The organism is Sinomicrobium soli, from assembly GCF_003285545.1.
Classification (GTDB): Bacteria; Bacteroidota; Bacteroidia; order Flavobacteriales; family Flavobacteriaceae; genus Sinomicrobium.
This window is the reverse complement of sequence record NZ_QLNV01000012.1, coordinates 74,650-89,719: the sequence shown is the minus strand read 5'-3', so window position 1 is coordinate 89,719 and position 15,070 is coordinate 74,650. Positions and strand designations below refer to the sequence as shown.

At 48.3% G+C, this 15,070-nt stretch carries 11 protein-coding genes; 5 read left to right on the top strand and 6 right to left on the bottom strand.

Features of this window, described 5'->3' with window-relative positions; translation table 11 throughout:
• The 5 genes from DN748_RS14735 to DN748_RS14715 all read right to left on the bottom strand — a co-directional run bounded on the left by DN748_RS14735 (position 1) and on the right by DN748_RS14715 (position 5,377).
• Positions 1-2,505 (bottom strand): PIG-L family deacetylase, encoded by a 2,505-nt coding sequence (locus tag DN748_RS14735; RefSeq protein ID WP_112372593.1) that lies wholly within the window; start codon positions 2,503-2,505, stop codon positions 1-3.
• A 177-nt stretch (positions 2,506-2,682) separates the two neighbouring features.
• Positions 2,683-3,219, bottom strand: a complete 537-nt coding sequence (locus tag DN748_RS14730) for a mechanosensitive ion channel domain-containing protein (RefSeq protein ID WP_112372592.1) — start codon at positions 3,217-3,219, stop codon at positions 2,683-2,685.
• Between the two features lie 66 nt (positions 3,220-3,285).
• Positions 3,286-3,888 (bottom strand): Maf-like protein, encoded by a 603-nt coding sequence (locus DN748_RS14725; protein WP_112372591.1) that lies wholly within the window; start codon positions 3,886-3,888, stop codon positions 3,286-3,288.
• An 18-nt stretch (positions 3,889-3,906) separates the two neighbouring features.
• Positions 3,907-4,431, bottom strand: a complete 525-nt coding sequence (locus tag DN748_RS14720) for a KdsC family phosphatase (protein WP_112372590.1) — start codon at positions 4,429-4,431, stop codon at positions 3,907-3,909.
• A 202-nt stretch (positions 4,432-4,633) separates the two neighbouring features.
• Complete coding sequence (locus tag DN748_RS14715; protein ID WP_112372589.1) at positions 4,634-5,377, bottom strand: Rossmann-like and DUF2520 domain-containing protein; 744 nt, start codon at positions 5,375-5,377, stop codon at positions 4,634-4,636.
• A 143-nt stretch (positions 5,378-5,520) separates the two neighbouring features.
• Between DN748_RS14715 and DN748_RS14710 the strand changes: the two genes are divergently transcribed.
• The 5 genes from DN748_RS14710 to DN748_RS14690 all read left to right on the top strand — a co-directional run bounded on the left by DN748_RS14710 (position 5,521) and on the right by DN748_RS14690 (position 10,761).
• Entirely contained in the window at positions 5,521-5,811 is a 291-nt protein-coding gene (locus DN748_RS14710; protein WP_146746624.1) for a hypothetical protein, read from the top strand.
• A 285-nt stretch (positions 5,812-6,096) separates the two neighbouring features.
• Positions 6,097-8,412, top strand: coding sequence for a TonB-dependent receptor (locus tag DN748_RS14705; RefSeq protein ID WP_236636880.1), 2,316 nt, complete (start codon positions 6,097-6,099; stop codon positions 8,410-8,412).
• A 35-nt stretch (positions 8,413-8,447) separates the two neighbouring features.
• Positions 8,448-9,227: a DUF4625 domain-containing protein gene (locus tag DN748_RS14700; protein WP_112372586.1), complete on the top strand. Its 780-nt coding sequence runs from the start codon at positions 8,448-8,450 to the stop codon at positions 9,225-9,227.
• Positions 9,228-9,290: 63 nt separating this feature from the next.
• Positions 9,291-9,767: a DUF4625 domain-containing protein gene (locus tag DN748_RS14695; RefSeq protein ID WP_112372585.1), complete on the top strand. Its 477-nt coding sequence runs from the start codon at positions 9,291-9,293 to the stop codon at positions 9,765-9,767.
• 40 nt (positions 9,768-9,807) lie between these two features.
• The gene (locus tag DN748_RS14690) at positions 9,808-10,761 is read left to right on the top strand and encodes a DUF4625 domain-containing protein (RefSeq protein ID WP_112372584.1); all 954 of its coding nucleotides are present in this window, start codon (positions 9,808-9,810) and stop codon (positions 10,759-10,761) included.
• Between the two features lie 212 nt (positions 10,762-10,973).
• On the opposite strand, the gene DN748_RS14685 is transcribed toward DN748_RS14690, so the two are convergent.
• Positions 10,974-14,960: a hybrid sensor histidine kinase/response regulator transcription factor gene (locus DN748_RS14685; RefSeq protein ID WP_112372583.1), complete on the bottom strand. Its 3,987-nt coding sequence runs from the start codon at positions 14,958-14,960 to the stop codon at positions 10,974-10,976.
• Between the last annotated feature and the right edge of the window lie 110 nt (positions 14,961-15,070).

Genomic DNA, 15,070 nt, shown 5'->3' with positions numbered 1-15,070 from the left:
TTACGGGCTGTTTGCTTTTTGCTTCCCTATCGAAAGCATATTGGTAAACAGTTTGAATGCTCCCGGGACCCCGGCGGGTAATTCCCTGAAAAAACTGAGTCCCGTGTAAATATAATAACCTTTTCCGTAAGGAGCTACAAGCAGGCTGCCTTCTTTAGGATTTTCGCCGGTATCGTGCATGGATAACGGGGCATGGTATTCCTCTGCCCACTGGTCTGGGAAGTAAAGCCCCCTTTCCTGTACCCAGCCTTCAAAATCGGCCGGGCCTATCTTGTTGGGTGTATTGAGTATGGGGTGTTCCCTGTCGAGCAGGGTCACTTTGGCGTTTTCATCGGTCACCCTGTCCCGGGAGAGCCGAAAGGGGTACGGGGGTTTTACATCGGTCGTATTGCTACGCCCTACGGTATTGTACTGTACGATAAGGGTACCCCCGGATTTTACATAATCGAGTAAGGCTGCCTGTCTGGTATACAGTGAAGGAAAAACATTATATGCCCTGATCCCGACCACCACGGCGTCGAAGCCGGAAAGGGAAGCTTTTGATATGGATGTGATATCTATGGTACTGACCTGGTATCCCAGCTGCCGGAGACTTTCCGGGATCTTATCGCCTGCACCGGGTATATACCCCACCGTATGCCCTGCTTTTTTGAGGTCCAGGTTTACCACCTTCGCTTCTGCGGGGAGCAGGACAGACTGGAAGGGGATATGATCGTAATTGATCTCGGCAAGCTTCCTGTCGTATTTTTTTCCGTTGATGTGTACTATGGGGGTAATGATTCCCTCGCTTTCTTTTTCCGGGGGAGCGACATTGAAAATAACGGTTTTTTCTTCCCCCCTGTTTTCCAGTTTCAGGGGGATGCGGTCGGGGGTCACCGACCATCCGTCGGGGATATCCAGTGAAACGGAGGCGTCGATGTGCCCTGTGATGGCCTTTACCTTTACGGGGATCGTTTTCGGGGTGTTCCTGAAAATATTGACATCATTTCCCGTACTTGCCGTGACCGGCGGAAGTATCTGGAAAGGCTGATAGCGTTCTCCCCGGGCCGGGTCGGTGTATTTGTAGACCACATCCTTGCGGAAGTCGAGGGGGGTTCCTTCTATGATTACCCGGAAACCGGCAGTGAGCAGCGAAGGGGTTTCGGGCAGGCCGATATATTTTTTCTCAGCACGGTACATTCCCGTTGTCCCCTTATGTGTAAGCCAGTACGGAGCGGAATAACCTGCCTGTTCCGGGACCGGGACAGCCAACTCCAGGCTTTTTTCCCGGTTATAGGGCAAGGGGAGGTCTGTCTTCTTTTCCGTTCCGGCCTGAACGATATCCACATGTTCCAGGCGGATATCCGCATGGCTCCTGTTGATGGCTTCTATCCGGACGATGGTTTCAGTCCCGGGAGAAGCCTGGGGGGTAGTGGTGGAAGCCTCCAGGTAAAGCCCCGCACAGGCCAGGATAATGTCCTTGATCTGCCGTGTTTTGAGTTTTTTCCAGTAGGGATCTTTCAGGTCCCGGATCAGGGTATAGGCCTTTACCAGCTGGGGGAGGTGGGAGGCAGGGTTCCCGAAGTCGAAATGGTGTTCCACACTTTTCAGCAGTTTGGCAATCTCTTCCGTACCGTCTATCCTGGACCAGGTGGTATTGATCCCTGCAAAGAGGTCGTTATCTCCGGGCCTGTCACCCTTGAGCAGTTCGAGGTATTCTGTTGAGCTTCCCCGCGATGCAGGGCTCCCGAACCCCTGGCTGCGGTGCTGGCTCCGGCTCAGGGCGGCAATTTCCCCGTTGCTTTTCCCCAGCTCGGGGTAGTACTTTCCGATATTGATGGCGATAAGCCCTTTCTTCGAGGCTTCTTCAAATTTGTCCTGGCTCCCGTAAAACCACCACGAGGTATTGAAAAAAAGTCTTTTTGGCTGCCAGGGCTGCAATTGTGCCAACTGGCCGGGATAACTGTCCGTATCGGCCGAAAGGCCGAAGGCTTCCACACTGAGCATGGCCGAGGCCGTATGATGGCCGTGTGTAGTGCCCGGACTGCGGTGGTCGAATCGGTTGATGATGATATCGGGCCGGAATTTCCGGATCGCCAGTACCACATCGGCAAGAACGCTGTCTTTGTCCCAGATGTTAAACGTTTCGTCGGGATATTTTGAAAAGCCGAAATCGTTGGCCCTGGAGAACAGTTGCTCCCCGCCGTCAATACGCCTTGCGGCCAGTAACTCCTGGGTCCTTATCACGCCCAGAAGCTCCCTGAGTTCGGTGCCGATCAGGTTCTGCCCGCCATCTCCGCGGGTCAGGGACAGATAGGCCGTCCGGGCGTGGACCTCATTGGAGAGATAGGAGATCATCTGCGTGTTTTCATCGTCGGGATGAGCCGCTATATAGAGCGCGGTCCCGAGAAAATTCAGCTTTTTTACCGCGTGGTATATCTCGGAAGAAGTATAGGGTTTCGGCGATTGCGGATAGAGGGGAGGAATGGAAATAACGAGGCATATAAGCAGAGTAACAAGACGCATTTCAGTTAGTTTTTAGGTTCCGGGGCCATCAAAATACACGGTTGCCCCGTACCGGGCATCCCGGTAACAATCTCTCAAATATAAAAATAATGGAATTTATCCGGGAAGGTTTAGGCTTTCTTTAACTCATAAGGTGATAAATAGTATGTGCCGCTCCTCGTATTGCACCGGGTTTCGTTACAGGCTTCCCGAACCGTCGTCTTCCGGGATCTGCGGAGATACCTTGACCCCTTTCTGTAAAAGAAGATTGTTGGGGTAGGTGATAAGTTCCCCTTCTTCCGTGCGAAGCATCAGGTGAAATGCCTTGATATCCTCTATGGTTGCCCGTACGGGAAAATCCTTGTCCTGTATCTCGATCTGGTCACCGATCTTGAACGGAAAGGTGAAAAACAGGATTACTCCCGCCGTAATATTACTGAGAATGGACCACTGGGCAAAGAGGGCCACTCCTATAACAGCAAAAACGGATGAGATCAGCAGGCCGAGGTCCTGGAAATTGACATTCCAGACGATACTGATGGCCGCAAGGCCGATCAGGAGGACCGCAATATTGGCATACCTGACGATAAGGGAAGTCCTGGCCGTATTGTAATTGCTGAGATTCCCTACCTTTCGTATGATCTTCGACAGCAGGAATTTCAACAGCAGCAGCAGGATAACGGCTATGATGCTGTTGAGCAGTTCCTTTTGGTACAGGGAGAGGATATCATTCATGTTTTATCTGTTTATTACTGTGGAATAAAGATACGCCACACCATGTAGAATATCGCTTCCGGCCGGCTATTTTTCCGGTTCATGCCCGATCAGGGTCTGCAATGTATGGTATACCAGGTGTACCGGCAGGCCCACCACATTAAAATAGGAACCCTCGATCTTCCGGATGCCGGTCAGGCCTATCCATTCCTGTATGCCATAAGCCCCTGCCTTGTCATATGGCTTGAAGGTATCGGTATAATAGGCCATTTCATCTTCGGTGAGATGGTCGAAATATACCCTGGTTACCGAATTTACCGTTTTCTGCAGGTGTTTTGTCGTAAAGCATACCGAGGTGATCACCTTATGGTCCTTCCCCGAGAGGGATCTCAGCATGTCAAGGGCTTCCTCCCTGCTCCGGGGCTTTCCCAGGGCCCTGCCGAGATGCCATACTATGGTGTCGGAGGTGATGAGGATCTCTTTTTCCCGGAGTTCGTCCCTGAAGGGCAGGGCCTTTAGCTGTGCCAGGTAATCCGGGATATCACTGCCGCGAAGCCGTTCCGGATAGATTTCCTCCACTTCTTTCAGGCGTATTTCGAACGGGACTCCCAGGTCCCGGAAAAACTGCTGTCTTCTCGGGGAAGCCGATGCCAGTATAATGTGATAATCCTTTAAAATTTCCGAAAGCATATATCGTGATATTAGGGTTTAATCGTAATTTGCCCCGAAACTGTCGTTCCACTTTCCCTGAACTTTCAGTACCTGTTCGATCACGTCCCTTACACATCCCTGCCCGCCGTTTTTATGGGAGATGTATTTCGCGATTTCCTTGAGCTCCGGTACGGCGTCCTGCGGGCAGGTGGGCAGGGCTACCATCTGCATGGGGGGAAGGTCGGGAAGATCATCACCCATATATAGGACATTTTCCGGGGCTATATCGTAGATATCAAAGTATTCTTCAAGAACCCCGGTCTTGTGATGGGCCCCGAGGTAAATATCGGTAACACCCAGCCCGCGGAGGCGTTCGCGCACCCCTTCATTGGTACCTCCCGAAATAATACAGATATTGTATCCCTTTTCTATAGCCGTTTTTATGGCATACCCGTCCTTGAGGCTCATGTTTCTGAGCATCTGCCCATCCGTGGTAATCATGATGGTCCCGTCGGTAAGGACACCGTCTACGTCAAAGACAAAAGTGGTAATATCTTCGAGGTACTCCTTGTAGTTTTTCATGTAAAAAAAGTCAGTTTAAAATATATTATAGTTGTTGCAGGTTCCGGGTTTATGATTGAGAGTCAGTTATTGTCATTCAGAGCGAAGCGAACCTGCCTGCCGGCAGGCAGGGAATCTCAACCCATGCCTGAGCACCTTCAACCTTCAAAAACAGCCTGCAAGTTACAAAGTTTCACGGGTATGCCGGCACGGCGGTGTATTCTTATTCGCTTTTTTGTATGGATTCGGTAAACAGGCTGTACAGCAGGAGGTACAGTGGGTGGGATTGCAGTTGTTCCCGGTGTTTCAGCAGGGTGGTATTATCGTGGCGCCTGGCCGGACCGGTCTGGGCTTCCGACGGGGGTATTCCGGTTATTTTTGCCGCGGTTTCGGCGATAAGCGGACGCAGTATATCGAAAGGGAGCCCGTTCTCCGTGCAGAGCTGCTCTCCTATGTGGTACAGGTGATTGACAAAATTATTGACAAATACGGCAGAGAGATGGAGGGATCGCCGCTGTTCGGAACCGACCTGGTATACCTGCCCGGAAATGCTTTCGGCCACCTGCTGTAAAAGGCTGTAATCTGCCTCGTGCTCGGTTTCCAGGCACAGGGGAACCGTAGCAAAATCGATATTCCGGGATTTTGAGAAACTCTGCAGGGGGTAAAAGACCCCTCTCCGGTTGCGCCCGTCTGTTTCGCGGAGTGCCACGCTGCCGGAAGTATGTGCTACCAGCCGTCCTTCAAACGGCAGCATCCGGGATACTTCGGCAATGGCGTCGTCAGCTACGGCAATAAGGTACAGGTCTGCCGGAAGAAGTGCTCCGTAATCACCGGTAACAGGAATATTGCCATAAGAGACCGGATGTCTGCTGAACACCTGGACGATTGCTGTTTCGTTACTTTCCGAAAATGCCCGTATAAGATGGGAAGCTACATTTCCCGAGCCTAAAACTACGACCTTGATCATAAAGCTAAAATACGAAGAATTTTTGAATGGTGTTTTTTTGCACCCGCTTTATATTAATAATTTTATGATACGTAGTTGCATTTAAGATGTTCTTTTTTGTATGTTTGTGGCCCATGCGGAATACTTTTTTAAAACATAGTACGGTGTATCTGCTCCTGGCGCTTTTTCTTTCCATGAAAGTGGCCGGGCTGCATGCCTTGTCGCATCTTCACGGCGATGATTCCGCAAAAGACTGTGTGATTTGCGATTATGCGGTGACTCCCAATTATACCCCTGTGATATTATCCGGACCGGATATGGAAGTTATCCCGGCAAGGGAAGAGATGATCCCGGCCGGGCACTTTGAGACCTATGATTTCATTTACACTGCAAGCATCTGTCCCGACCAGCTTTTTTCCAGGCCTCCCCCTTCATTTATAATGGCTGTTGCCTGAGAAACTGTCTGAATTTTATCCCTGAATAAATTTCAGACAGCTTCCGGGATTATTTCCCTGTGTTTTATACCGTAAACCGGTAAGAAGTATACTTGTTATCCCCGTTACGGGAGCGCTTTATCGCTTCGTTTCGGTACGATTCCGGAACACAGGATACGAAACGTATGTGGTTTCCGTACAGAGAAACCCGTTTTTCAACTATTATAGTATTCAGAGATCATGACAAGAATGTCGTGTGCGGGGCTTGTCCTGTACCTTTTTTGCTTATTGTCATTTTTACCGGCTGTGGGTCAGGAGACCTTTACCGTAAAGGGACTGGTGATAGATGCTGATACAAGAGCGCCCCTTGCCGGGGCAAGTATTGTAGGAAAAGAGTTTTATGCCGTTTCTGCTTCGGATGGCGAATTTACCCTGACCCGTGTACCCGGGGGAAACCGGGAATTCGAAGTGTCCTACCTGGGATATGCTTCCGAACGGGTAGTGCTCCATGTGGACAGCGATATCACGAGGGTGACCATAGTGCTTAAATCGTCTGGTACGGAACTTCGCGGAGTGGAAGTATATGGGAAGAGCCACGAGCGGAGGGCGCGCGAAAACCCGGTGGGTATCATAGAGGTATCCCGGGAATTTATGGAAGCGAACCGGGAGAACAGCCTGATGCAGACCTTGTCGCGCATTCCGGGGGTTACTACCATAAACATTGGTTCGGGGCAGTCCAAACCGGTGATCCGCGGACTGGGATTTAACCGGGTAAGTGTGGTGCAGAACGGAATAAAACACGAGGCACAGCAATGGGGTAGTGATCACGGACTGGAGATCGATCAGTACGACGTGGAACGCGTTCGTGTGGTAAAAGGGCCGGCTTCGCTGCTGTATGGCTCCGATGCCCTGGCCGGTGTGGTAGATATCCCTGCCCCGGCTATGCCCGGTCCTCATTCGTTTTCCGGAAGCGTAAATCTTCTGGGGGAGACCAATAATAACCTGCTGGGGATCTCGGCAGGGGTGACCGGAAGGAAAGAGAAATGGTACTATCGCGGGAGGCTTACCTTCAGGGATTATGCCGACTATAAGGTGCCTGCCGACCGGATCAACTTTGAAGGGTATATCTTTGAACTCCACAAGAGGCACCTCAGAAATACCGCCGGGGAGGAGGCCAATGCCAGCTTCTCCGTGGGCTATACTTCGGATAACATTACTTCGGAGACCTTTTTCAGTAATGTGTATGCCAAAAACGGTTTTTTTGCGAATGCACACGGGCTGGAGGTCCGGAGTTCGGAGATCGATTACGACCGGTCTGCCCGGGATACCGACCTTCCTTTTCACCAGGTAAATCACTTTAAGATCACCAATAATACCACAATTACCATCGACGATCATACCCTTGATATCGACCTGGGGTTCCAGAACAACTGGCGGGAAGAGCACTCGGAACCGGTTCCGCACGGGCATATGCCCAAACCGGATGACAGCCGGGAACGGGAGTTCCGCAAACAGACCTATACCCTGAACGCGGGTGATACGTATGTATTGGGGACGCATACACTGGCAGGAGGTATAAACCTGGAACTACAGGAGAATTCCATAGGGGGGTGGGGGTTTCTCATTCCTGCCTATACCAGGTTTACGGCCGGGATATTCGCGTACGACCAGTTTGAGGTTCGCCCGGGACTGCACCTGCAGGCCGGCCTGCGCTACGATTACGGCATGATGAAAACCCGATCCTATTACGACTGGTTCCCAACGGAAGTAAATCACCCGGATGGGACAAGCTCTTCCGAATATTTACAACGGGCTGTGGCGGAGACCCTGCATTTCGACAATATCAGCGCTTCGGCAGGGATAAGCTATCTGTCGGGCAAAACGACGTATAAAATAAATCTCGGTAAGAGTTTCAGGATCCCTCTGGCCAATGAACTGGCTTCCGACGGGGTAAACTACCATATGTACCGTTTTGAAAAAGGGCGGGCAGATCTCGATCCCGAAAGCTCCTATCAGCTGGATGTGGATGTCAGTCATGAAGGCGAGGGCTTTCATTTCGGTATAAGCCCTTTTGTCAACTGGTTCGATAATTATATTTACCTGAATCCGACCTCTTCGTATTACGAGACCCTTCAGGTGTATGAATACACCCAGAGTGAGGTGTTCAGGATAGGCGGAGAAGTAAGTGCCGGAACCACCTTGTTCGGCAGGCTCCATATCGATCTTTCCGGCGAGTATGTGCATTCCAGGCAGAGAAGCGGCCCGAAAAAGGGATTTACCCTGCCGTTTTCCCCTCCCTTGTCCGGCTTGCTTTCCGTACGGTACGGGAGCGGGGATTTTCTCTTTTTCCGGCAACCGGTATTTACCGCAGATTACAAGGTCGCGGCGACACAGGACGAGATCGTTCCCCCGGAAGAATCAACCAGGGGATATGAGGTGTTAAACCTGTCCTGGCAGACAGATATGGATCTTTTCAGGGACTATCCGCCGGTAGGTCTGAGGCTGAAGGTGAGCAATGTGCTGGATACCCGGTATTACAATCACACCAGTTTTTACAGGCTTATTGCGGTACCCGAGGCCGGGAGAAACCTGTCCCTGTCACTGACCATTCCCATACCATAAAGAATTCCAATTATTAATTTATAAATACTCATCTTATGAAGTCAAATTTGAAATTTTTAGCGATTGTAGTTTTTGCAGGACTGTTTTCGGTGTCCTGTAGTAATGACGACGACGGCCCGTCGGGAGGGGCCGCCCCGGAGATCTCCGGTTTTGAATACGGGGAGGGAAGTTCACATTCCGCAGACCGTGTGGCCTATAAGGGCTCTGATGTACACCTGGAAGCCGAAATATCGGCAGCAGTGCCCGTAGCGAGCATCGATATCGATATTCACGGCCATGACGTTGAAGTGGGTGAAGGCGAAGAAGAGTGGCATTTTCACCAGAGTTATACGGACGAGAAGTATCTCGTACTCAACCCTGTCCTTCACGAGCATATCGACGTCCCCGCAACGGCTCCTTCGGGGGAATACCACATTACACTTACTGTAACCGACGAAGCCGGTAACAGTACGGAAACGGAAGGACATCTCCAGGTGCTGGCCCCTGTAACCCTGAGTGATTTTCACATCGATGAAGAAGTGGCCCGGGGAAGTGATTTCCACGCCGAATTCAGCATCGTCGCCGTTCACGGCATCCACGAGATCACGGTAGATATTCACGGTCACGGCATTGAGATAGGGGAAGGAGAGGCAGAATGGCATTTCGACGAGGCCTTCAGCGAAGGATACCACGGAGAGACCGAAGCGGAATTCCACGAGCATATCGACGTTCCCGCAACGGCCCCTGCCGGAGAATATCACATGTTATTCAGTGTAGAGGATGAAGAGGGAAATGTGACTTCCTACGAAGCACACCTTCATGTTACTGCCAGTTAGTATAAGGATTATAAACGGACTCCCAAGCCATAAACGGCAAGGGAGTCCTTAAATACGTATACCATGAAATTAAAAAAAAGATATTTACCGGTCCTTTTGATGCTCGGGCTTCTCGGGTGTTCGGATGATGACAGTATAGATAAGGATGAGGAAAAGCCCACCATAAGCATCGCGTACGACGAGGGCTTTCCGAAGGCGTGCGAGGTATTGAAACGGGGAGAGACCTATACGTTCCGGGCCCGGGTCACCGATAATATGGCACTGGCGGCATACAGCCTGGATATTCATCACAACTTTGATCATCACACCCACGACGACCAGGAAGAAACCTGTGAACTGGGCCCCGTAAAGGAAGCTTCAGACCCGTGGACGCTCATGGAGAATTATACCATTGAAGAAGGGGGAACTTCTTATGAGATACAACTGGAACTTACCGTACCCGAAGATGTGGACACCGGCGATTATCACTGCCAGTATTCCGTGATCGACGCTACCGGATGGCAGAGCAGAACGGCGATCGATATCAAGGTTGTGGAGTAGTTTGTCCCTTATGTTTTAATAATGCTATAAAAGAATATATATGAAAAAGTTAATAATCAGGTTCTTATTTCTTGCTGTTCTATTGCCGGTATTTGTAGTGTCATGTAGTAACGATGATGACGGAGATGACATTTCGGCTCCCTTACCGACTATAGAGGGGGTCGATGTCGGTTCCGGTAATAACGGTATCGGGGTTATAGGAAGGGATTTTCATTTTGAAATGGACGTTGTGGCCGGAGACCGTATTGAGGACGTCCGGATCAGGATAGTACAACGCAGTGATGATACTTATTCCCATGAATGGTCTCACGAGATTGTCTGGGACGAATACCAGGGAGTGAAAAACGCCAATGTTCACAAGCACCTTACCATTCCGGAAGATGCGGCTGAAGGGGTGTATGATTTTATTATTATAGTAAATGATACTAATGGTACGGTACTGGAAGAAGTGGCTGCCATAACCTTATTGTTACCCGAGAACCTGCCGGTAGATCCGCAGATACGGATCTTCAATGTATATAAAAACGGCGATATCGGCGACACGCCTTTTTACGATTACTACAACCAGGAGGATTACGGGAGTGATTCTTTTGCGAAAAACGATACCCTGATGTCTCAGGTAAATATTCGCAATGTCCAGGGAGACGGGATCATGTATATCGTACTGATCAATAAAAAATACAACCATAAGCCGGAAGCGGTAGACGATATTGATTTTTCAAAAGCCATTGTTTACGATACGTATACTCATGAAGGAAATGAAGAGGTATTCACCTTTACCAATTTTCATTATGATATCGAAAACGGCAGGTATTTTCGCAGAGGACCGGAATTTCCGATAGGTGCGGAAGAAGATGCCAATGACCCTCCGGCCCCTGTTACAGGAGGCAAGGCATGGGGAAACGGGGATTACTATTTCGGGGTGGTGTATAAAAATGAGACCCACAACCTGAATTTCTATTATTATATAGAGTTTAAAATAGAAGGGTTTTAAATCTGCTGCTCCAAAACCGGTTTGTTTGTTTTGGATTCGGGATATTGAACTGGACTTGAGTTTTCTATAAGGAGAGCGTGGTCTGCTCTCCTCTTTTTCTAATAAAAATTCGGAATTATATAGTCGCAGTCGAGGGTCAGGGAACGATGAAATAATCTTAAGCTCGAAATAATAATAGACTGATTATTAGCAACTAATAAACTAAGTAAAGCTTAAAGAGGCTGTCTTCTGTATCCTTTCGGAGATATTCCGAAATGCTTTTTAAAGGCCCTGCTAAAATAATAAGGGTCTGAAAAGCCCACTTCATATGAGATTTCGGATATTCTTTTTGAGGTGTTTTTAATGAGTCTGGCCGCCTGTTTGAGCCTGATACCAAGAATAAACTCATTGGTAGACTGCCCGGTAATGGCCTTTAGCTTCCGGTAGAGTGTGGTCTTGCTGAGTCCGACCTCGGAAGCAAACTTTTCCAGGTTAAAATCAGGGTCATCCATATGCTTCCGCACAGTCCCGACCGCAAGGGATAACAGTTGCTCATCAGGGTTGGAATGGGTCAGTTCGGATTGAGGGTCTTCTATACTTTTTTGAAAATTTAATTTAAGCATCTGATTGTGTATCAGAAGGTTTGTGATTACAGATGTGAGTTGTTCTATGTTGAAGGGTTTGGAGATATAGGCATCTGCTCCGGATTTATATCCTGAAATTTCCTGTTTTCCCTCTGTAAGGGCGGTAAGGAGAATAATCCTGACATGACTGGTCATAAAATTATTTTTCAGTTTTTTGCACAATTCGTACCCGTCCATTTTAGGCATCATAACATCGCTTATAACGATTTCCGGATGAACGGTCTGGGCTTTCTGAAAGGCTTCGTTACCATTTTGGGCGATTGTTATATTAAAGTCATCGCTTAACGAATCTTCCAGAAAATCTCTTATTTCCCTGCTGTCATCTACAATAAGAAGTCGTGGTTTCTCTTTGTTATAATATTTTTTCAGATCATTTTGCGTATAGCCTCCCGGATGGGAAGTAGTGTCCGATGGCTGTCTTGTACCACCGGGATGGGTTTCTGCATCTTCCCTTAAGGGAAGTATAACGGTAAAACAGGTTTCCACTCCGGAAAGGCTCTGCACTGTTATTTTTCCCTGGTGCAATTCCACAAGGCTTTTTACATACGCCAGCCCTATTCCGGACCCCTGTATGTCATTCGGATTATCTTCCTTAAAATACCGGTTGAATACTCTGGAGAGATTTTCTTTTTTAATCCCCTTACCCGAATTTTTCACGACGAATATGAAGTTTTCTTTTTCCACTTCACTTTCTATGGTAATATAACCGTGCGAAGGAGTAAATTTGAAGGCATTGGACAAGAGATTGGAAAGGATTTTCTCGAACCTGGTGAGATCTATCGGGATGCTGATCTCCAGGCAAGCGGTCTCATAGTGAAAACTGATCTTTTTCTCTTCGGCCAGCCACCCGAATGCGTGTACCATTTCTTCTATTACCGGGTGTGGTTTTATATACTCCGATGTTGACGCAACCGGTTCCTTCGGGTAATTTTTGAATTCGAGTAACTCGTTGAGCAATAAGAGCAATCGGTCGGCATTTCTCTTGATCAACTGGTAGTACCAGTTTTTCCTGTCGGGGGCAATATTCTTTAAGGTGATAAGCTGGTTTATCGGGCCGCTGATAAGAGAAAGGGGATTTTTGAACTCATGGGAAACATTGGTAAAAAAATTCATTTTCAGGAGGTTGATCTCTTCCATTTTTCGTTTTTCCATGCGCTCCAGATCCAGGGCATGCTCGGCTTTTATTCTCAGGAGTACGGAATACAGGATGGTGGCGGTCAGGGAGAGCATTAATACGGTAAACAGAAGATAAGCCCACCAGGTTTTGTACCACGGGGAAGAAATGACAATGTATAATTTTTTTTCATTGTCTGCCAGCTCAAGGTGTTCATCCACGGTCCTGATCCTGAAGCAGTATTGTCCGGGGGAGAGGTTGGTATAGCTGGCCTTGTGTTTGTTCCCTGCAAAATTCCAGTCCTGATCCTGACCGTCGAGCCGGTAGGCATATTCTATTTTGTCACTGTTCCAGAAGGTCAGGGCAGTATAATCGATACTGAAGGAATGCTGTTTGTAGCCGAGCTTCAGGGTATCGGTATAATGGATCTGTTCGGGTAAAATAGATTTTTTGCCGGGTTTGGTGCGGATGGTCTCGTTGAACAGGGAGAAACTCCGCAAATAGATATCCGGTGCTCTCTCACTGTGATATTCGAAAGCGGGATCTGCTGCCACCAGCCCCCTGGTACTTCCCAGGTAAATATGCTTTCCGTATTTCAGAGCAGAATTGTAGTTGAAACGATTTGTCGGCAGTCCATCGGAGATCGTATAGGTCTCGATGCCCTCTTCCTGTCGGGCTATTCGCGAGATCCCGTAATTAGTCGTGATCCAGATATGATGGAACCGGTCTTCTATAATGGCATAAACGGTATTGTCAGGGATACCGTCTTTACGGGTGTAATGCCTGAGTATATTTCCTTTTTCGTCCAGTATGAGGAGGCCTTCTTTTTCGGTGCCCAACCAGATGTTATTACGGCTGTCCTGGTATAAGGTTATGGTATTGTTTACGGGAATACGGATATTGTGTATGTTCTCGTTCCTGTCGATCATATACAATCCTGATCCATAGGTGGCCAGCCATAAATTTCCCGAACTGTCTTCCAGGATATCCCAGATAAACATGTGCCCCAGTTCTTCCTGAAATACGGGAAGTATTTTGTCCAGGTGTTTATCGTACCTGAAGAGCCCCTTTCTCCGGGTACCGAACCACAGGTTTTTACCGGAATCCTCGAATATGCAGTATACACTGTTGTCGAAACCCGGTGTATAGTCTGTGCCCAAAGATACTGTTTGAAACTCCGTACTGTTCCTTTTCTTCAGGTTCAGTCCCCCGGTATAGGTGCCTACCCATAGATTCTGGCCGGTATCTACATGAACGGCATGTACATTCGAATAGCTCAGGGTGCTGTTGGAGGGAGTGAAATTCCTGAATTTTTTCTGAATGGTATCGTAGATACTGAGGCCATTGTCTTCGGTACCTATATAGATATATTGGTCTTTTCCGTAAATATCGCTGATGGCCATACCGGGAAGGCTGTTGCCTGTACTTCCGGAAGGAAAACAACGAAATTGTTCATACCTGTTGTGTCTTACATTGAGTCCTCCGAAAAAGGTCCCGATCCAGATATCTCCGTTCCCTTCTTTCAGCATGCAGTACACAGCATTGTCTGAAAGCCCGTAAGGATGTTGGGTATCCGCCTGGATATATGAAAAGGTATGGCTTTCCGGATGGTATAGTGCAATGCCTTTTTCAGAACCTATCCAGATATTTCCCGTATGATCTTCGAGGATATCCCGGACTTCATTGTGAGGCAGGCCGTTCTCTGCAGTAAAATGGCTGGCAGTCTTCCCGGAAACGGGGTTAAACTGAATAAGACCGTGATTGCTGAAACCTATCCAGAGGTATCCGTGAGCATCTTCCCTGATAACATTGATTTTTTTATAGCCTTTATCTTCGGTCAGGGGAAATCCTTTAAACGAACCGTCGGGATTCAGAAGCCACAGGTGTCCGTCGGTGCCCCCTATCCATAGACGTTCCTGGCTATCGTTAAGCATAGCGGTAACTGCTTTTGTGGCCTTGCGGAAAGCAGGAGAGGTGTGAGGGACGGGAGAGATGATTTTTTTATCTTCCGTATCCAGCAGGCATAATCCGCCGGTGGTGGCAATCCATAATCTTTGCTCCCGGTCTTCAGTGATATAAAGTATATTGTCTGACGGGAGATTTTTAAAAGATGCCCTGTTAAAATGAGTAAAAGTATTCTGCTGCCGGTTATAACGCGATAATCCGGAGCCTGTTGCGAACCAGAGGGTATTATTGTGATCTTCATAAATGGTGTTGACCCGATCCGACCGTAAGGCCGGGGTGGTCCGGGCATTGAACTGTTCAAAAGACAAACCGTCGTAGCGAAATGCCCCTTCCTGTGTGGAGCACCATATAAATCCTTCCGAGTCTTTCATGATATCCCATACCCAGGTGTAGCGAAGCCCTTCTTTTTCTGCAATGTGCCTGAAACGGATTTCCTGACCCCATATCTGTGAAAAGAAAAATAACAGAATGATAAATACCGGCCATCTGGAATGCATGTATTTGAAAGTTTAATTTTTTTATCGGGACTAATATAAATATTTATCAGGTTTTTAACAGTAGTGCAGAAGCTGTTTGTCCGTATTGGATGAATAATCTATCATTTGAA